This window comes from Corynebacterium guaraldiae, from assembly GCF_053480195.1.
Genome location: NZ_JBRBAU010000006.1, coordinates 24,101 through 41,064, shown reverse-complemented (window position 1 = coordinate 41,064; position 16,964 = coordinate 24,101). Strand labels below are relative to the sequence as shown.

23 protein-coding genes and 1 tRNA gene are annotated in these 16,964 nt (G+C 60.4%); 16 read left to right on the top strand and 8 right to left on the bottom strand.

Annotated elements, in window-relative coordinates; translation table 11 throughout:
- Positions 1–4 precede the first annotated feature (4 nt).
- Positions 5–460, bottom strand: a complete 456-nt coding sequence (locus ACUY3D_RS05975; RefSeq protein ID WP_070624654.1) for a helix-turn-helix transcriptional regulator — start codon at positions 458–460, stop codon at positions 5–7.
- Between the two features lie 142 nt (positions 461–602).
- On the opposite strand from ACUY3D_RS05975, the gene ACUY3D_RS05970 reads away from it, so the two are divergent.
- On the top strand, positions 603–869 hold the full coding sequence (locus tag ACUY3D_RS05970; protein ID WP_070624652.1) for a helix-turn-helix domain-containing protein: 267 nt from the start codon (positions 603–605) through the stop codon (positions 867–869).
- 228 nt (positions 870–1,097) lie between these two features.
- On the opposite strand, the gene ACUY3D_RS05965 is transcribed toward ACUY3D_RS05970, so the two are convergent.
- Positions 1,098–1,745, bottom strand: coding sequence for a hypothetical protein (locus ACUY3D_RS05965; protein ID WP_141752608.1), 648 nt, complete (start codon positions 1,743–1,745; stop codon positions 1,098–1,100).
- 116 nt (positions 1,746–1,861) lie between these two features.
- Between ACUY3D_RS05965 and ACUY3D_RS05960 the strand changes: the two genes are divergently transcribed.
- Genes ACUY3D_RS05960 through ACUY3D_RS05950 form a run of 3 tightly spaced genes read left to right on the top strand, consistent with a single transcriptional unit; the run spans position 1,862 to position 2,589 of the window.
- Positions 1,862–2,041, top strand: a complete 180-nt coding sequence (locus ACUY3D_RS05960) for a hypothetical protein (protein ID WP_070624649.1) — start codon at positions 1,862–1,864, stop codon at positions 2,039–2,041.
- A 9-nt stretch (positions 2,042–2,050) separates the two neighbouring features.
- A complete protein-coding gene (locus ACUY3D_RS05955) occupies positions 2,051–2,386 on the top strand; it encodes a hypothetical protein (protein WP_269948877.1) in 336 nt (111 codons plus the stop codon).
- Between the two features lie 59 nt (positions 2,387–2,445).
- Positions 2,446–2,589 (top strand): hypothetical protein, encoded by a 144-nt coding sequence (locus ACUY3D_RS05950; protein WP_168165081.1) that lies wholly within the window; start codon positions 2,446–2,448, stop codon positions 2,587–2,589.
- Here the strand turns inward: ACUY3D_RS05950 and ACUY3D_RS05945 are convergent.
- A complete protein-coding gene (locus ACUY3D_RS05945; protein WP_141752607.1) occupies positions 2,586–2,834 on the bottom strand; it encodes a hypothetical protein in 249 nt (82 codons plus the stop codon). The genes ACUY3D_RS05950 and ACUY3D_RS05945 overlap by 4 nt on opposite strands.
- Positions 2,835–3,057: 223 nt before the next feature.
- On the opposite strand from ACUY3D_RS05945, the gene ACUY3D_RS05940 reads away from it, so the two are divergent.
- The 5 genes from ACUY3D_RS05940 to ACUY3D_RS05920 all read left to right on the top strand — a co-directional run bounded on the left by ACUY3D_RS05940 (position 3,058) and on the right by ACUY3D_RS05920 (position 6,651).
- On the top strand, positions 3,058–3,759 hold the full coding sequence (locus ACUY3D_RS05940; protein ID WP_269948878.1) for a type 1 glutamine amidotransferase domain-containing protein: 702 nt from the start codon (positions 3,058–3,060) through the stop codon (positions 3,757–3,759).
- Between the two features lie 51 nt (positions 3,760–3,810).
- Entirely contained in the window at positions 3,811–4,290 is a 480-nt protein-coding gene (locus ACUY3D_RS05935) for a hypothetical protein (RefSeq protein WP_269948879.1), read from the top strand.
- Positions 4,291–4,406: 116 nt separating this feature from the next.
- On the top strand, positions 4,407–5,312 hold the full coding sequence (locus ACUY3D_RS05930; RefSeq protein ID WP_448240601.1) for a DUF418 domain-containing protein: 906 nt from the start codon (positions 4,407–4,409) through the stop codon (positions 5,310–5,312).
- The gene (locus ACUY3D_RS05925) at positions 5,312–6,451 is read left to right on the top strand and encodes a trypsin-like serine protease (RefSeq protein WP_448240600.1); all 1,140 of its coding nucleotides are present in this window, start codon (positions 5,312–5,314) and stop codon (positions 6,449–6,451) included. The genes ACUY3D_RS05930 and ACUY3D_RS05925 overlap by 1 nt, the downstream gene beginning before the upstream one ends.
- Positions 6,452–6,462: 11 nt before the next feature.
- A complete protein-coding gene (locus tag ACUY3D_RS05920; RefSeq protein ID WP_070533857.1) occupies positions 6,463–6,651 on the top strand; it encodes a hypothetical protein in 189 nt (62 codons plus the stop codon).
- A gap of 436 nt (positions 6,652–7,087) precedes the next feature.
- On the opposite strand, the gene ACUY3D_RS05915 is transcribed toward ACUY3D_RS05920, so the two are convergent.
- The gene (locus tag ACUY3D_RS05915) at positions 7,088–8,116 is read right to left on the bottom strand and encodes a prephenate dehydrogenase (RefSeq protein ID WP_070562488.1); all 1,029 of its coding nucleotides are present in this window, start codon (positions 8,114–8,116) and stop codon (positions 7,088–7,090) included.
- A 39-nt stretch (positions 8,117–8,155) separates the two neighbouring features.
- On the opposite strand from ACUY3D_RS05915, the gene ACUY3D_RS05910 reads away from it, so the two are divergent.
- The 4 genes from ACUY3D_RS05910 to ACUY3D_RS05895 all read left to right on the top strand — a co-directional run bounded on the left by ACUY3D_RS05910 (position 8,156) and on the right by ACUY3D_RS05895 (position 9,633).
- Positions 8,156–8,659, top strand: coding sequence for a tRNA adenosine deaminase-associated protein (locus ACUY3D_RS05910; RefSeq protein ID WP_070524567.1), 504 nt, complete (start codon positions 8,156–8,158; stop codon positions 8,657–8,659).
- Positions 8,660–8,693: 34 nt separating this feature from the next.
- Positions 8,694–9,137 carry a nucleoside deaminase gene (locus ACUY3D_RS05905; RefSeq protein WP_070533877.1) on the top strand — a complete coding sequence of 148 codons (444 nt, stop codon included), beginning with the start codon at positions 8,694–8,696 and terminating at the stop codon, positions 9,135–9,137.
- A 116-nt stretch (positions 9,138–9,253) separates the two neighbouring features.
- Entirely contained in the window at positions 9,254–9,451 is a 198-nt protein-coding gene (locus ACUY3D_RS05900) for a CsbD family protein (RefSeq protein ID WP_046648854.1), read from the top strand.
- 91 nt (positions 9,452–9,542) lie between these two features.
- Positions 9,543–9,633 (top strand) — tRNA-Ser (locus tag ACUY3D_RS05895).
- A 48-nt stretch (positions 9,634–9,681) separates the two neighbouring features.
- Here ACUY3D_RS05895 and ACUY3D_RS05890 read toward each other — a convergent pair.
- Complete coding sequence (locus ACUY3D_RS05890) at positions 9,682–9,849, bottom strand: hypothetical protein (RefSeq protein WP_167595823.1); 168 nt, start codon at positions 9,847–9,849, stop codon at positions 9,682–9,684.
- Between the two features lie 109 nt (positions 9,850–9,958).
- Here ACUY3D_RS05890 and ACUY3D_RS05885 point away from each other — a divergent pair, with 109 nt between their 5' ends.
- The 3 genes from ACUY3D_RS05885 to tgt all read left to right on the top strand — a co-directional run bounded on the left by ACUY3D_RS05885 (position 9,959) and on the right by tgt (position 15,074).
- Positions 9,959–11,197 (top strand): MFS transporter, encoded by a 1,239-nt coding sequence (locus ACUY3D_RS05885; protein WP_448240656.1) that lies wholly within the window; start codon positions 9,959–9,961, stop codon positions 11,195–11,197.
- 154 nt (positions 11,198–11,351) lie between these two features.
- The gene (locus ACUY3D_RS05880; RefSeq protein WP_070564227.1) at positions 11,352–13,784 is read left to right on the top strand and encodes an MMPL family transporter; all 2,433 of its coding nucleotides are present in this window, start codon (positions 11,352–11,354) and stop codon (positions 13,782–13,784) included.
- Between the two features lie 6 nt (positions 13,785–13,790).
- Positions 13,791–15,074: a tRNA guanosine(34) transglycosylase Tgt gene (gene tgt / locus ACUY3D_RS05875; protein WP_070533844.1), complete on the top strand. Its 1,284-nt coding sequence runs from the start codon at positions 13,791–13,793 to the stop codon at positions 15,072–15,074.
- On the opposite strand, the gene ACUY3D_RS05870 is transcribed toward tgt, so the two are convergent.
- The 3 genes from ACUY3D_RS05870 to ACUY3D_RS05860 all read right to left on the bottom strand — a co-directional run bounded on the left by ACUY3D_RS05870 (position 15,062) and on the right by ACUY3D_RS05860 (position 16,797).
- Positions 15,062–15,790, bottom strand: a complete 729-nt coding sequence (locus ACUY3D_RS05870) for a sortase family protein (protein ID WP_070564230.1) — start codon at positions 15,788–15,790, stop codon at positions 15,062–15,064. The genes tgt and ACUY3D_RS05870 overlap by 13 nt on opposite strands.
- A complete protein-coding gene (locus ACUY3D_RS05865; RefSeq protein WP_154762325.1) occupies positions 15,783–15,947 on the bottom strand; it encodes a DUF6290 family protein in 165 nt (54 codons plus the stop codon). Before ACUY3D_RS05865 ends, ACUY3D_RS05870 begins: the two co-directional genes overlap by 8 nt.
- A 115-nt stretch (positions 15,948–16,062) precedes the next feature.
- The gene (locus tag ACUY3D_RS05860; RefSeq protein ID WP_070564234.1) at positions 16,063–16,797 is read right to left on the bottom strand and encodes a queuosine precursor transporter; all 735 of its coding nucleotides are present in this window, start codon (positions 16,795–16,797) and stop codon (positions 16,063–16,065) included.
- Positions 16,798–16,964 lie beyond the last annotated feature (167 nt).

Here is a 16,964-nt window from a genome sequence, read left to right as displayed (position 1 = left end):
CTTTCTAGGGCTGGTGTTCCTCTAGTGGCTCCGTTGCCTCCTGGGCGGCTACGGGTTCGAGGCCAGCATTGATTCGGTCGATTAGGTCATCCTTGCCACGGTCGTCCAAATCGTAGACCTTGCTCTGGACATTCCCTTTAGCATCGGAGCCGTGAACCAATCGGTGCAGGACTTCATCGGTCAATTGGTGGTCGTTTGCTTCTGTTAGAAGCACACCTCCGACCCTTACCTGTCGTAGCTTGGCCTCGTCCTCGGAAATCAAGCCGGACTCTACGAGGGCTTCCAACACATTCGCGCCGTAAGCCCGAGCGAGTTTCACAGCGAACTCTGGGTCGGCCTTGGCGCCTTTCTTCCATCGCGAGAACGCCGACTTGTCGAACCGGGCCTTCTCGGCCGCGTCCTTGAACGAGTCATTCCCGATTAGTTGAGTTACGTACTTCCACCAGCGAGTTTCTTCCATAACGTAAACACTAATTGCGCACGCGCAATTGTGCAAGTAGTGGGCCAATGCAACTTACAGTTGCGCATAAACTTCCAACGGTGTAAGTGCAGTTGTGTTCGAGCAATCAATGGTTGTAGCAACACATACTAGGAGGTGAAAAGTGGAAACTATCAACACTGTCCGAGTGAACCAAGAGTGGCTCGAAGCTCAGATAAAGGAAAACGGCGGTGCCTCAAACTTCGCCAAAATCCTCGGAGTTACCCCCTCAACCGTTAGCCGACAGCTCAACATGAAGGCCGAGGCGAGCCCCCGATTCATCGGCGCGGTGCTTGCCAAAATCGCGGTCCCGTTCGTTGACGCCTTCGATGTTACTGAGGAATCCGTCCGCGTTCACCGCTCGCGCATCGTCAAGACGGTCGCCGTTTAGGCGCGCCGGGCCCATGAAGTGATTGGAAGTTAGAAAACAATGAGCACTAACAATAAGAAAGCCCCCGTCGGGGCAACGCCAGGGGAAACCGCTCGAAAGATCGTGCTGAATGTGGAAACGGCAGAGGCCGTATTAGCTCGCCGTGAACGAGAGCAGGGAACTACGTGCTCCACGCAGGTGAAAGTTGCTAATGATTCGGACGAGTTCACGAATCCTTGGGAGCTGTCTTTAGACGAGACTCATTACGCAGTCCGGGTGCTCAATGATGCGCTCGAGCTGCTTGCCGAGCGGAGTGCGCCACTGGATAGTCACGGTGACGTCGAACTTGAGCGGGAAATGTATCGGGGCAATGCCTACCGAGAAACTGGGGCCGAGGCCGGTGGCGGCGAGTTTAGCTTGTCGCGCTCGGTAAGCCTGCTGTTCGGCGTCGAATTCCGCTTTGTTGCGGCGGAGCTTTTCGAGAAGTTCCGGCAGCGAGATGCGGATGTCCTCGCCGGGGGCCAGGTCGACGGTCGGGTGCGTGAGGTGCTCCCCGTCTACGACAACCGTGGCGACGACGTTCAGGGCTTTATCTTGGCCCGTGTTGGTGAGCCGGCAGGTGCTCGGGTCTACCCAGTCGTCCTTCCAGCTCACGTTATTGACTTCAGTGTCGCGAGCCTCGGCCCTGCTGCTTATCGCATTCGCTTCCTCTGCGAGCTCACGCGCATCTACCGCGATGCTGTTGGACTCCTTAGCGACAGCGAGGGATTCCACCGCCTTTTGCTCACTTCGCTGGGCAATCTCGTTAGCGCGCTTCGAATCCAACTTGGACCAAGCTGCCAAGCCAACGCCGACCAGCCCAGTGACACCACTTAGCACGGTGAATAACGAACTCACATCCATAAGCAAAGAATACCCACCACCTAGCTAGGGAAAACACCTAGCGCAGTGGACCACCACATGCTCCTACGGCAGGGGATACCGCAGGAGCACCAACCTCTAGGGAAACCACCATGAAATTCGATACCACCCGCGACTGCGGCTTGGGCATGCGTACGCCGGCCATCTCGTTCGCTGCACTATTCCACCGCCACACCGGTCGCGACTACGAGCCCGCACCACGCGACTACCGCGGCCGCCACCACAAGCCCACCGAGGACCAGGCCCAGCGCCCCGTCCTGCTTATCCGATAGGAGACCACCATGCCGCTATTGAAATCTGCCGACGTTGACGAAGAAAGGAAAGGAGCCCACAAGATGGATGCCTTGAGTTGGGAGGAGCTGCAGTCGCGCTCGATCCGCGACATGATGCGCAGCGGTATTGATGTGCGTTGTCGCACTGAGTTTGGTTTCGAGCCGGGCTGGCAAGACCAGGCGGAATGCTTCACCGAAATGATTATTGACGGCATTTACGGACAGGGATATCGGACAGCGCGTGAAGTGCCGTCTGAGGCCTTCGCATCGCTGGTTATGTCGAGTTGTATGAGCTTGACCGCGGCCCAAAAAGCTGTGTTGGAACAGGCCCTGCTGGTGCCGTAGCGGATAGCAACTCTCCTGTGGCAGGGGATACCGCAGGAGGGAATCAAGAGAGGAAAACTATGAGTAATCACGAAGAAACCTCCGGCGCTGCAACGCCGGAGGAACTGGCTGAAAAGTCGATCGCCTTCTCCAAAGCAGCCATCGAATACGCAAAGAAAATAATCGAAGAACTGCAGAAAATTGGCGACGACGAGCCTGGTTAGAACGGCTTTTCTCCGTACTTCTGCTCAAACGCAGTAACTGCGGCGTTGAGAGCATCTTCGGCAGAGCTGTGTGTGGTCTTGGCTTGCTGGTAGAACTCTTCAGCCTTGTCGAACTTCTCGGCGGCTGCCTTCTTGGATGCCTCGGCCTGATCCAGGTTGAAACGGGCCTTACTGACAGAGATAGCCGCCTGGTCAAACATCGACTTCGCCAGCTGCAATTGGGCTCGTTCTTGTTCCTTACTCATCTTCACTTCACCTCACTTTCCAGGGAAATGTCCCTGCAGAAAGTGAACCACATTGTTAACCCCACAGCAGTGGAAAATCAGCACAAAACGAAAGGAGCCCCGGATGTGCCCCGGAGCCTTAACCGGGCGTTCCGCAGTCGCGCTCCCGCACTAACGGCGCAGATTCGAGTTTTCTGACATAGTGGGGCGCCTAAGCAAAACCGTGATGTGAAGGAGATTAAGAATGACTAGCGTATTGTTCGTCGTCAGTGCGGCAGATGGCTGGACCCAGAAGGACGGTTCTGTTCACCCGACTGGGTACTGGGCCGAAGAACTTGCCGTTCCACACCGCCTGTTTAGCAATGCCGGCTGGGAAATCACCGTGGCAACCCCCAACGCAGTCGCTCCGACGCTGGATGAGATGAGCCTTGGTGAAGGAGCCGGTGACCCCGCGGAGCTTCAGAACATTCGTTCATACCTTGAGTCCATCAAGGAGGAGCTCGATAATCCAAGGGCCCTAGCGGATGTTAACGAGGAAGACTATGACTTGGTCTTTTACCCGGGTGGCCACGGCCCTATGGAGGACTTGGCAGTCGACGCCGTCTCTGGTGCATTGTTGAAGCGGCGCCTTGCGTCCGGCGCGCCCCTCGCACTGCTGTGCCATGCGCCGGCCGCAATCCTGGCGGCCAAGAACGATGACGGCACCAACGCCTTCGCCGGCAAGCAGGTGACTGGCTTCTCCAACACGGAGGAAGAGTCCACCGGGCTCGCAGAGAACGCGAAGTGGCTTCTGGAAGATGAGCTCGTTGATGCTGGCATGAAGTACGGCAAGGCTGCTGAAGACTGGAGCTCCCATGTTGTGGTGGACGGCAATCTGTACACCGGCCAGAACCCGCAGTCTTCGGCCGATCTGGCTAAGCGTCTATTGGAGGACCTGGGTAAGTAATTACTAGAGGATCGCACGGTGGGCCCGCCGGTGGCGGATATAATGATGCCCATGATTCAAGCGATTCTCTCCGCTATCCTGCTTTTCATTTCCTCCCTCTTCTCGGGTGCAGGCTCCTCGGAGCTGCCGGGAAGCTCAGGCATAACGGAAGCTGGATCCTCACAGCGCAACATTATTACCAGCACGCCCGCAGGCCTGGTCACCGCCAATGCACAGCAGATGGACTTCGTGGAGAATTCTGAGTGGAAGTCCGCGGAACAGCCGGAATCTTTTTATGTGAACTTCAGGGATCAGGTCATGGAGTTCTCCTGCGATATCGCCGGTTTCCACTTTGAAAGCAATGAGGCTGGTCAGATAGATATCACGTGGGATTTGATATCGGATCACGTCTGCTTTGGCCCACAATCGGACGGGGCCATCATGAAACTTCTTGCGAGCCCAGTAATGGTGAAGGTGGATCCTGCTGCCTCCGTAACGCCGCAGCGCATCTACCTTGTGAACGGGGACCAAGCCATCACGCTCATTCGCTGAGACGCATATCACGCAGCGCTGAGTGAAATGCAGAGTTGAAAACGAACACAAATAAAAAGACCGGCTAGAGCCACTGGTCGGTCTTTAAACGTTTTCAACTGCAAGGAGATGAATAGGTGTCAGCGCGCGCCCGAATAGTGGGCCTCGATATTGCTCGTTCCTTGGCCATCATCGGGATGATTATTCTGCACATGGCCAATCTGGTCTGGGGCGCCAAAGTGGTGCTCTCTGGGCTGCCGGCGGCGGGCTTTGCCATCATTGCAGGTACCACGATGATGATTCTTGCCCGCGACTACTCGCTGCGGGTCTTCCTCAAGCTGGTCGCCCGCGGCCTGATAGTCATGCTCATCGGCGTGGCCTTGCTTCCCGTGGGCGGTGAGATTCAGGTGGTGCTCGTCGTGATGGGCGCAGCCATGGCTCTCACCGCGTGGGTGCCGCCGCTCGCCACTGGCTGGAAGGTCCTGTTCTTCGCGCTGGCCACCGCGGGCGCCACGGTGCTCTACGCTCCCTATACCCTCCCGCAGGTTTACCCCCTCGTGGCATTCCTGGCGTACATGGTGGCAGGCATGCTGCTTTACGACGTCTACCTCACCCGCCCCACCCGCACCCAGATCGTCACGAGCGCGGTGGCCGTCGTCGTTACCGGCATCGGCCTGTGGCAGCGCTTTAACCCTGACATCGCCGGCTGGCTGCGCTTTACCGGGCATACAGGTGTGCTCGGTGAAATCCTTCTCTCCGTGGCGGTCACTGCGGTGGTGCTGCATCTGTGCCTGATCATCGGCCGCCAGCTGCCGCGCTTGACCTTCCCCTTCGCGGCATTGGGCTCGATGTCGTTAACCATCTATATCCTGCACATTCTCACCGCACGCTACTGGCAAGCACACGTCTCGCTGCACAACACCATGGCGGCACTGGGCTTTGTGCTCGCGTTCCTGCTGCTGAGCGCGCTGTGGAAGAAGTTCTGTGGAAAGGGTCCGGCCGAGAGGGTCGTGGCTTGGGCAATCAAGGAGGTGGCCGCGTAATGGTGGCACGAAAGATAACTGCTGTTGTGGCCAGCGCTCTGGTCGTGGGGCTAGGCGCTGCGCCGGCCATGGCCTTGGAATTCGCCCAGCCCGCACCTCACTCGGAGGAAAGCGCTGCCGTGGCTGCGCTGCGTATGGGCAAGATCGGAAACTTCGGCGATTGCACCGGCACGCTGGTGGCTGAGCAGTGGGTGCTGACCGCCCGCCACTGCTTGGAGTCCGTCAACAACGAGGGCTCGCAGGCCCGCTTTGGCCAGGGCAAGGAAACCCGTGTGTATGACGTGGACTCCTGGGCTGTTTCGCCGACTATCGACGCCGGCCTCATGCACCTGACCGAGCCCGTCGAGGGCGTCAAGCCCGCCAAGCTCGCGGATGCGGTCCCCACCGCCGGCGAGAAGGGGCACTTCTACGGCTGGAGCAGCAGCTCCCGCATGGCCCGCAAAGGCCAGCTACCGATAGCCGAGATGGAAGTAGGCGAACTGCTCTCCGGCGGCACCCCGCCGGCAAGCCCAGATGAATCCGGCGAGAAGATGACGCCGGTGGCTCCGGGCGAAATGGCGACTGCTCCGGGTGATTCCGGGGCCATGGCTCCTGGTGACATGGCAGTGCCTGCTCCCGGTGGAATGGTCGCTCCCGCCCCTGGTTCGTCCGACGCGCCCCAGGTAATGAAGGGCGGCGACATGCCAGAGATCGCCGTTGGACCCGACGGCGCGGAAAGCATTCCCGCCGGTGAGCTTGGGGGAGTGGGCCCGATGATTGCGGCTGCCATCATGGACGTGAAGTCCCTTAATGGTGAGGGCATGCAGGGCGGCGACTCGGGCGGGCCGTTCTTCGTAGGCGGTCGCCTCGTCGGCGTGGCCACGGCGGGAACGTCGAACGCGGATCCGGATCTGCCTTCCCCAACAGCGGCGATTACGTCCGTGGTCGAAGTCCGCGATTGGATCGAGGACGTCACCAGCGGCCGCGATAACGACGGCGTCCTCAACGCTGATAATTCCCCGAAACCGCCGGCAACGATGCAGGTCAGCGCGCCCGTCGCGTGGCCAGCAGGCATTGCTGCGGTAGTGGGCCTCATTGCGATAGCCATCTTTTCGCGATTGATTCGTCGCAAGTCTGGTGCTGGGAGGCGGACCAACTAGGCTGTTTCTTCATGAAGGAGAAACTCGTTCCGTGTCTGATTGCCGGTGCCATCCTTGGTGTGGTGCTGTGGCTGGCCTCCGGCATGCTGTGGTTGTTGCCGGTGGGCCTCGTGGTAGGCCTAGCGGGTTACCCGCTGCTTGGCATCACACGCGATGAGTCCCAAGCCCGCAAGCGCCGTGACGACACCTTCCGCGACTAAGCGTCCCGCACCGCCCCACGCCACCGCACTACGCCGCCCGACGCCGCCACGCACGCTCCCCACGGTCGGTCGCTAGATGGCACCCCACAAACCGTCACCAAATGGCGCCCCAGAAAAGGCATCCGCTAGAAGGCATCTTTGGGGCCAAAAACGCCATCTGCACGCCCCAAAAGGCGTTTTCAGGCGAGAAGACGCCTTTTGACAGACGCCATCTGCAAGATGCCTTTTGAAAACTGACCCATGCCCAGCAGCACGCAAAAGGCTTCACTCAGAAGTCCCTAGTCAAAAGGTTCCTCTGGGGGCAAGTAAACCATCTTTAACCAGGTAGAAGGTTCGTTTGGGGGCAAAGAAACCTTTTGACTGGAACCAGGTGAGGGGAACCCGTTGAGAACCGCCTGCTAGAGCAGAAGGTCAGGGCTGGAAGCTCGCCAACGGGTTAGAAAATTTCGATGCGTCCGCCCAAAGACTCCGTTTGGCGCAGCTGTGCCACCCAGTTCGGCGCACCCGGGTGCATGCGCAAGACCGGGCGGGAGGAGATCTTCACCGGGGAGACCGATTCCTTGCGAGCACCGGAGCGGGCTTCGATGCGGGTGCGGGCGCGGAAGCCAGCGTCGGCAAGCGCGGCGATGGAAGGCTGATCCGAGGCCAGCGATTCGCGCGCATCCTGCAGCAACTCAAGGGCTTCGTCGAGGGCCTGGACCAGCGCAGTCGAGTTGGTCTCGCACATCTGGCGCACCAGGTCCGGGCGAGTACCCGCCACGCGGGTGCCGTCCTTGAAGGAGCCAGCCGCCAAGGATTGGGCCAGGATGCCGCCATTATCGCCGACCACCGCGAGGGTCTCCGCCAACACGTGCGGCAGGTGCGAGATGCGGGCGACCGCGGCATCGTGGTTAGCCACGCGCACCGGAACTGCCTCCGCGTGAACCATCTGGGTCATGCGGACCACGTCCGCAAAAATGTTCTCCCACTCGGCGGGGATGCGCTCGCCGCGCGCCTCGCACTCGGCGGCATAGTCATAGGTGATAACCCAGGCAGCGCGGTTGAACAGCCCGGTGTGGGAGTTCTCCCAGCCGGACTTGGAGGTCCCGGCCATGGGGTGGCCGCCCACATAGCGCGACTCCATGTTGCGCTGCACAATGAGCTGGCGCACCTCGGTCTTGACCGAGACCACGTCCGTCAAGCCGCAGCTCGGGGCGTGTTCCTGAATGGAGTCGAGGACCGAGGCAACCGCATCCATGGGCACCGCGACGACGATAAGAGCGTTGTCTTCCTCTGCCCGGTGCAGGATGGCCGGCAGATCATCGGTGACGTCGTAGCCCTGTTTAATGGCCGTTCGGGCACCAGAGGTGGAGTGGTTGTAGCCGTACACGGAATGGCGTGCAGCAGCTAGGTCACGCAGGAGGGAACCTCCAATGAGACCGAGGCCGATAATGCAGACGGGGCGTTGAACATCTTGAGAACTCACGGTGACAATTGTGGCACAACCCGACTAATCTGACGAGGTATGAGCCACGACGATCTGTCCTTTGCCATCACCGTTGCCAGTGCCGAAGGCGGCTGGGTGATTCGCCCTTTCAAGGATGACTTCACCGACGTCAACACCTCCATCAAAGCGGTGCGCAACCTGCGTTCCGAGGGGGCGGCATTCGCGCTGCTGTGCGTGGAAGATGATTATTTCGTCGTCGTGCGCCCGGTTCCGGGGGATGTGCGCATGCTGCTTTCCGACGCCACCTACGCCTCCGAAGACGACTTCGCCGCGGATTTCCTGGACTTGCGCGATATCGATATCCCGGATTTGGACGAGGACGAGTGGGAGGACGCCGACCCCTACGGTGACGGCGATTTCGATATCTTCGCTGACCTCGGCCTCGATGAGAACCAGTTGGGCTACATCATCGATAACGATGAGGACTGGCCTTCTGACATGCTCCTGCGCATCGCCGGCGAGCTGGGCTTTGGCGATGAGCTAGAGGATTTCATCGACGGCCTTGACTCGGATGATTCTTAAACCAGCGGAGGGGCTGGTGCGCGCGGAGGCCCGCATGCGCCGCGCCTTAGAGGTCGCGCGCACGACGCCGGCGGGGGATATCCCTGTGGGTGCCGTGCTTTACGACGCCTCCGGAAAAGAACTCGCCACCGGCGTTAACCGCCGCGAGCAGCTAAATGACCCCACCGCACACGCAGAGGTGGAAGCCATCCGCCAAGCGGTGCGTGTGCATGGCGATGGTTGGCGTCTGGAGGGCTGCGAGCTGGTTGTCACCCTGGAGCCCTGCGCGATGTGCGCGGGCGCGATCCAGGCTTCCCGGGTGTCCTCGGTGGTCTTTGGTGCTTATGAACCGAAGACGGGGGCGTGTGGATCGCTTGTCGACGTCCTCCGTGCCCCCGGCGCCCTCCACGTTCCCGAGGTACGCGGCGGTGTGCTGGAGGAGGAGTGCGCGGAGCTGCTCACGGGCTTCTTCGGGGGTCTTCGCGGCAGCGGCGCTTAGCCCCTGAGCGGGTTAGTGGCCCCGGAGCCGCCTTCCAGTTCGGGTGTAGGCTTGGTGGCCCACGTGAGAGAAGTAGAGAGTCCCACGTGAGAGAAGTAGAGAGTAAGGAGAAAACCATGGGTGATTTCGAGAACAAGAAGGACGAGTTCGTTGGCAAGGCTAAGGAAGCCGCTGGCGGCCTGACCGATAACGAGAAGCTGGAGAACGAGGGCAAGGCCGACCAGGTCACCTCCGAGGCTAAGCAGAAGGCTTCCGACGCCGTTGAGGGCGTCAAGGATAAGGCCAACGAGGTTATCGGTAACCTCAAGGACTAATTCCTAGCCTCATCTAGCTGAATCGCTGTCCGCGCCGCGTGGTGTGGGCAGCGATTTTGTCGCTCGGGATGACTCCCGTAATCTGGAACGCGGTGGCGTGTCCGAGCGGCCGAAGGTGATCGCCTCGAAAGCGATTGTTGGGTAACCCCCAACCGCGGGTTCAAATCCCGCCGCCACCGCCAGATCCGGCACTCCAGTTTTTAGCTCTGGGGTGCCGGTCTTTTTGTGTTTTAGAAGCCGGCCCGCCCTCTATCAACATCTCTTTGGAAATCTAGCGCGGCTTGGCGTGCCTCGGGGTCGTGGTCTTCCGTGCGTTTGTGAATCCGCCGGCTCATCATGCCTGCTGGGATAGAAATGAGAAGGATGGCCGCGATGGCAACGATGACGAAAGTAGACATGGGGGTCTCCTAGAGCACTTCAGCGGATAAAACTCTGGTGGGGCAGGGGGTGTCCTGACTCTCTATGCGGGAATACTATGATGTGTAACACTATAAGACGTTGAGGTTGATGAATAGTCTTTCTTTCAGATCTACGTTCTCGCTCGTCTTCGCAGCCGCTGTCGTTTCCGGGTTAGGTGACGGCCTCATCCCGATTGCTTTTGCGCTTCAGGCACACCGAGTAGATCCGTCGGGGCGCGGCTTGACGGTGGTGCTTATCGCGCTGTGGGCGGGCCGCTTCGTCAGTTCTTTAGTGGTCCGAAAGCTGCCGCCACCTCACCGGCCAGTGGCCTGGATGCAGGGTAGTGATGTCGTTCGGATGTTGGCGCAGTGGGGACTCGTGGCGTGGGTGGTTGCTCGCGGCGATTCTATTGCTGCGTTCGCGCTCTCAAGCTGTGTGTACGGTTGTGCCTCGTCATTCTTTGGGCCAGCAAGGTTTAGCCTCTTGTCGCAGCTGTTTTCCGATGAGCAGCGCACCCGCGTCAACGGAACCCTGTCGATGCTTGGTGATGTGCTGTTTATCGCCGGCCCCCTCATCGGTACAGCGGCAGTGCTCACCTTGGGATTTAACACGGTATTGCTTATCGACGGCGCCACTTTCCTCGTGGCCATGCTCTTTGTTCTTCCGTTTCTCTCAGTACGCAGCGAACCAGCAGGAGAAAGCTCTAATAGCGCAGCGGCTGAACCAGGACCGGACAGTGCAGGTTCATCGACTTCGAACAAACCTCTTGCGTCCCCAACGCTTCCGAGCTGGGTGCGGGTAGGACTCGGTACTTGGCTGGTCGCGGCAGTGGTCAACGGCTTCCTGGGAAGTGCTGGACCTACATGGATTATGAATACTTTCGACGAAAAGTCGTGGGGATTTATGGCAACTGCGCTTGCGGTCGGTTCGCCGCTTGGCTCAGCCGCAACAATTCTGAAGGCATTAGATCGGGTGCGTTTTAGCACCTTGCAAATCCTGATGCTGATTCTTCTGGCCGGGCAGATCCTGGCTTTGGCATTCTCCTCTGTCTTCGTGCTCATCGCAGCAGTTGGTGCCGCTGCGTCCTTGATGATGACTGCTGCAGGAATTGCGTGGGATTCACTCGGGCAGTCTTTGGGGGATGATGGTCTGGTGCATCAGTTCGCTACAAAGGATCAGCTGGTCTTTACCGCCGGTACCCCGCTTGGAATGATTCTTTTCGCAGTTCTTTCTTCTCATCCTGGTGTTGCGGCGGTTGCCTTGGCAGTTGCGTTGGTAGTTGCAGCAGTTGCGTCGTTCTTGCCCGTGGCGCGTTCGCCGCGAACTGCAGATATGGCTCAGGCGTAGCGGAGATTGCTTAACTCTCGGCCACGTGGTGGTGCTTTGCTGGGGCGCGTGATGTCGTTAGGGCTTCACAGCCCAACTGGTTAAACTGGTGCACATTCGTGTCCACCACCAAAGCTTCCGCGAGCAATAATCGCGCATGTGAAGGGGAATTTCCGTGGCAAAGCTGCTTTACCACCTAGGCCGCTGGTCTTACATCAATCGATGGAAGGTCATCATCGCCTGGATCTTCATCGTGGCGGCCGCGGGCGGAGCGACCTTGAGCTTGATGAAGCCGATGACCACGGAGTACTCCATCAGCGGCACGCCCGCTATTGATGCCACCCGCCGTGCGGTGGAGCTCTTCCCGGAGAACGGTAACCCGGCCAATGCGCCGTCGGTCAACCTCGTCTTCAAGGCCCCGGAAGGGCAGAAGCTCAGCGATCCGCAGAATAAAGAAGCTGTCGAGGATGTGGTGCACCACATTGCTGAGGGCTTGGACATCCCGGAGGGCAGCCAGCAGCGCTGGGGTAACCCGCTTGAGGTATCGCCAGCACTTCAGCAGCAGGTCATCGAGCAGTTCACCTCCATGGGTTTGCCGGAGGAGACCGCGCGGGCGGATGCCGACAACCTGGCCATGGTCAATGCCGATGAGACGATTGCCTACACCACCTTCGACTTTGATGCGGAAAGCCCCTATTCGGTGGACCCCGCGGATAAAGACGTGGTCCATGAGGCCATGGATATCGGCCGCGCGGCGGGGCTGGAAGTAGAGGCCGGCGGCGCGGGCTTCGGTGATGAGATCCAGGTCAATTCGATTTCTGAGGTCATCGGCCTGGCCGTGGCGTTTATCGTCCTGATTATTACCTTCGGTTCGCTGGCCTCCGCGGGCATGCCACTTATCTCTGCGGTCGTGGGCGTGGGCCTGGGTGCGATGGGTGTCATGATCGCTACCCACTGGATTGAGCTCAACAACCTCACCCCGGTGCTGGCCGTCATGATTGGCCTGGCCGTGGGCATCGACTATGCGCTGTTCATCATGTCGCGCTACCGGCAGGAGCGCTCCCGCATGGATGGGCCGGATGCCGCCGGCATGGCCGTTGGCACGGCGGGTTCCTCGGTTGTCTTTGCCGGCGCGACGGTCTTCATCGCGCTCTTCGCGCTGCTCGTGGCGCGCATTAGCTTCCTCACCGCCATGGGCCTGGCCGCTGCGGGCACGGTCTTCATGGCAGTGCTCGTCGCGCTGACCTTGGTGCCCGCGATGCTGGGCCTGCTCGGTGATAAGGCCTTCGCCGGGCGCATCCCCGGCGTGGCCGGCAACCCCACGAAGCGCCGCCCGCGCCGCACGAAAGCAACGATGGGCAACCGTTGGGTGCGCACGGTGCAGCGCGCCCCTGGCATCGTCATGGCCTTGGTGGTGCTCGGCCTCGGAGCTTTGACCGCCCCGGTCCTGCACATGGAGCTGGCCCTGCCAGCGGATACCACCTCCAACCCGGATACCACCCAGCGCAAGGCGGCGGACCTGCTCTCCGAAGGCTTTGGCCCCGGCATCAACGGCCCCTTCCTGGTGATCGTGGATGGCGCCAATGCCAACCCGGAATCCGCGGCGCTACAGCCCTATATCCAGGGCCAAGAAGGCGAAGAAGATGAGCAGAAGAAGGCCGCGCTTTCCTCCTTCATCTATTCCGTACAGCGCCTGAACCAGGTGGGCGGCGTTAAGCACGCCCAGCTCGTCGGCGTGAGCAAAGACATGAAGTCCGCGCAGATCATGGTCAGCCCCACCACTGCACCGACGGATGAGGCCACGATCGGCACCGCCTCCGCCTTGCGCACGGCTAGCGCGGAGCTGGAGGATGCCACCGGCGCCGAGATCGGCATGACGGGCCTGACCGCGGTGCAGCTCGATATCACCGAGCGCCTTGAAGGGGCCATGGGGCCATACCTCGCCATCGTGGTGGGCCTGGCCATTATCTTGCTCTTGGCGGTGTTCCGCTCCATCTTGGTCCCGTTGGTCGCGGGCCTGGGCTTCCTGCTTTCCGTCGGCGGCGCTTTCGGCCTGACCGTGCTTGTGTGGCAGGACGGCCTCACCGGCCTGGTGCCCGCGCCGGGCCCGCTGATTTCCTTCATGCCCATCTTCCTCATCGGCGTGACCTTCGGCCTGGCCATGGACTATCAGGTCTTCCTGGTCACCCGCATGCGCGAGCATTTCTCCCGCTTCCCGCAGGGCAGCGGCGGGCAGTACAGCAAGTACAACGCCAACGACGAGGCCACCATCGCCGGCTTTACCGCCGGTGCCCGCGTGGTCACCGCCGCGGCCATCATCATGATTTCCGTCTTCGTGGCGTTTATCAGCCAGCCCCTGCCCTTCATCCAGATTTTCGGCTTCGCGCTGGCGGCGGGCGTGCTTTTCGATGCCTTCTTAGTCCGCATGTCGCTTGTCCCCGCCACGATGTTCCTCATGGGTCACACCACCTGGTGGATGCCGAAGTGGCTGGACAAGCTGATCCCGCAGCTGGACATCGAGGGCACCGCACTCGAGGAAGAATGGGAGCGCAAACACGCGGCAGCATCCCGTGAAGCAGAGGATAAGGCAGCGCAGCCCGTAGAATAGTTCCCTATGACTCACCCTAAGCCGCAGCTTGAGACCGATCTTTCCTTCGACGTGAAGAAGGAGCTGGACTTGAGCGGTCCAGCACAACCGGGAAAGCACGGCCGCACCGGCGTTATCCATACCCCGCACGGTGATATCCAAACCCCGGCCTTCATCCCGGTGGCCACCAAGGCCACGGTGAAAACGCTGACCCCGGAACAGATCCGGGCCACCGGCGCCCAAGCCATCCTGTCCAACGCCTATCACCTTTACCTGCAGCCGGGCCACGACATCGTGGATGAGGCCGGTGGCGTGGCTACCTTCGAGAACTGGCACGGGCCGACCTATACCGACTCGGGCGGATTCCAGGTCATGTCCCTGGGCGTGGGGTTCAAGAAGGTCCTGGCCATGGACGTGGCGGAGCTGACGGATTCTGATATCCGTGCGGCGAAGAAGGAACGCATGGCACAAGTGGATGAGGACGGTGTGGACTTTAAGTCCGTCATCGACGGCTCCTCCCACCGCTTTACCCCGGAGGTCTCCATGCAGATTCAGCATGGCCTGGGCGCGGACATCATGTTTGCCTTCGATGAGCTCACCACCCTGGTGGATACCCGCACGTACCAGGAGGAATCCGTGGAGCGCACGCGCCGCTGGGCGCAGCGCTGCCTGGATGAGCACGACCGCTTGACGCTTGCTCGCGGTCCGCAGAAGCCGCGCCAGTCCCTGTGGGGCGTGGTGCAGGGTGCGCAATATGAGGACCTGCGACGCCAGGCCGCGCGCGGGCTGGTGGAGCTTTCCGATCGCGCCGAGGCGAATGGCCGTCGCGGCTTCGGAGGCTTCGGCATCGGTGGCGCGTTGGAGAAGGAGAATCTGGGAACGATTGTGGGCTGGGTGTGCGATGAGCTGCCCGTCGATAAGCCCCGGCACCTGCTGGGCATTTCCGAGCCGGATGATTTGTTCACCGCGGTGGAGGCGGGTGCGGATACCTTCGACTGCGTGGCGCCGACCCGCCTGGCGCGCCGCGGTGGCGTCTACACCCTCGATGGACGCCTCAACCTCACTAATGCGCGTTTCAAGCGCGACTTTGCTGGCGTGGACGAGGAATTCGGCGGTTACGTCTCGGAGAACTATTCCCGTGCCTACATCCACCACCTGCTCAAGGCCAAGGAATTCCTAGCGGGCACGCTGTGCACCATCCACAACCTGGAGTTCATGATCCGCTTGGTGGATAACATCCGGGCGTCGATCGACGGCGGCTATTACGAGGCCTACCGCGATGAATTCCTGGGGCGCTATTACGCCAAGTGACCGGTGACGATGACGTTGTACTCCAAGTCAGTAGCGCCGTCGACAGCGCAGGCAATGAGTACGATGCGCCCGGGAACCTCGGTATTCATCAGGTCCGCGTCGCTTCCTAGCTGTTCCTTGCCCACCAGGAAAGCGTTATCGACAACCCATTCGCGCCCGGCACCACCCTCAGAGGTCATGCGGATGTGGGAGCCGTTGAGGATGGGCGTCGCAAAGCGCTGCACGTGCGCCCCGTCGAGGCCCTCCACAGTGGTGGGGTTGCTCAGGTCCACGTCGGCGGTGACCACCTCGGAGAAGGGGTTGAACACCAGTTTCTGCTGGCCCCAGGCATGGCCCAAGACGTAGGTGGTGCCCTGTTCTGCTGTGGCGGGTGACTCACCCCAGTCTTGCACCCAGCGCACCATGGTCTCCTGTGGCCCAGCGGGGTTGAGGGGCAGGACGAAGGGCATCGAGTCATAGGTCGCGCCCGTGATGGTGGCCGGGCCATCCATCTCAAACGTGCCGGTCAGTGCGGGTGCTGGGCCCTCATTGAGCGGGGGAGGGGTGGGCGCTGCGCTTGGCGACGCCTTACTGCTCACCGTCGTCGTTTCCGGTGCCGCGTGGCTCGTCGTTGCGGACGACGTGGTGACTTCCTCTGTACCCGAGCACGCCACAAGGTTGAAGGCTGTGGCCAGGCCAAGGATGGGGAGGAGGGAAGTTTGTAGATGCTTATGCATCGTCGATGTCCTTTAAGACCTCATCAAGATTAAACCGCTCGCCAGAATCCTCTGCCATTGCTGTGCGCAGTTCCTGAAGGTCGTAGTAGTCTTCGACCCGTTCCAAAAGTGCTGCACGGGCTGAAGCAGATTTCGGACGGCCTTCACATGCAGCCATTTATTCTCCTTTGCTCTTGTGAATGCATCGTATTACGCAAGTTGGGTGAAGGGAAGAGAGAAATAGACCCCCTCAGCACAGTGCGTGCCAAGGGGGAATTCGGGACGGGTCGCTGCTACTTAGACGGCGCTGTCGTAGGGGTGTCGGCCTCGGCGATAGGTGCGTAATCCTCGCGGCGCTTAACCCAGGAGATAACCAGCGTGGTCAGCGGAAGCATGATGACCTCGCAGGCGGTCTTCCAGAGGAAGCCCACGATGACGTAGTTCAGGAAGCCACTGAAGGAATCGATGCCGATGACGGGCGCTGCGATGGCGCAGAACAGCAGAGTATCGCCGAATTCGCCGACGACGGTGGAAGCAACAAGGCGGCCAATGAGGCCCTTTTCGCCGGTGCGGGCCTTCATCTTCACCAAGGTGAAGGAATTGAGCAGCTGGCCCACGAGGTATCCGGCCAGGGAGGCGGCGAGAATCTGCGGCACGAGGCCGAGGGTTGCTTCGAAAGCTTCTTGGCCTTCGTAGAAGTCAGCCGCGGGCAGCCAAATCGCAATGTAGAAGGAAACCGCGGCCAAAAGAGCCATGGCAAAACCGATATAAACGGCGCGGCGGGTGGATTTGAAGCCGTAGCATTCGGAGAGGACATCGCCCACGATGTAGGCGAGAGGGAAGAGGAAGAAGGCACCATCGGTGATGAGTGGGCCGAGTTGGACGCCCTTCGTGGCGTTGATGTTCGAGATGAGGAAGGTAACGACGAACACCGAGACCAGCCACGGGTACAAAGTGGAATGTACCGGGATGAATCGGATGCTCTCGCCACCGTTTGTGGTGGTTGCGGTTGCCGATTGAGTTGTCATGGCACAGCATTTTTCCACGAAACTAGGGGAACTAGAAATAGGGAGTTTAATTCGGTTCACGCGGGGAGCACTCCCTTGCCCGGCGGTTCCTTGGGAAAAGGCAGCGGAACGGGTTGTTTCTTTGCCGTGGTTCCAGCGCTTCGCCCATCAAAATCTGCAAACTGGGC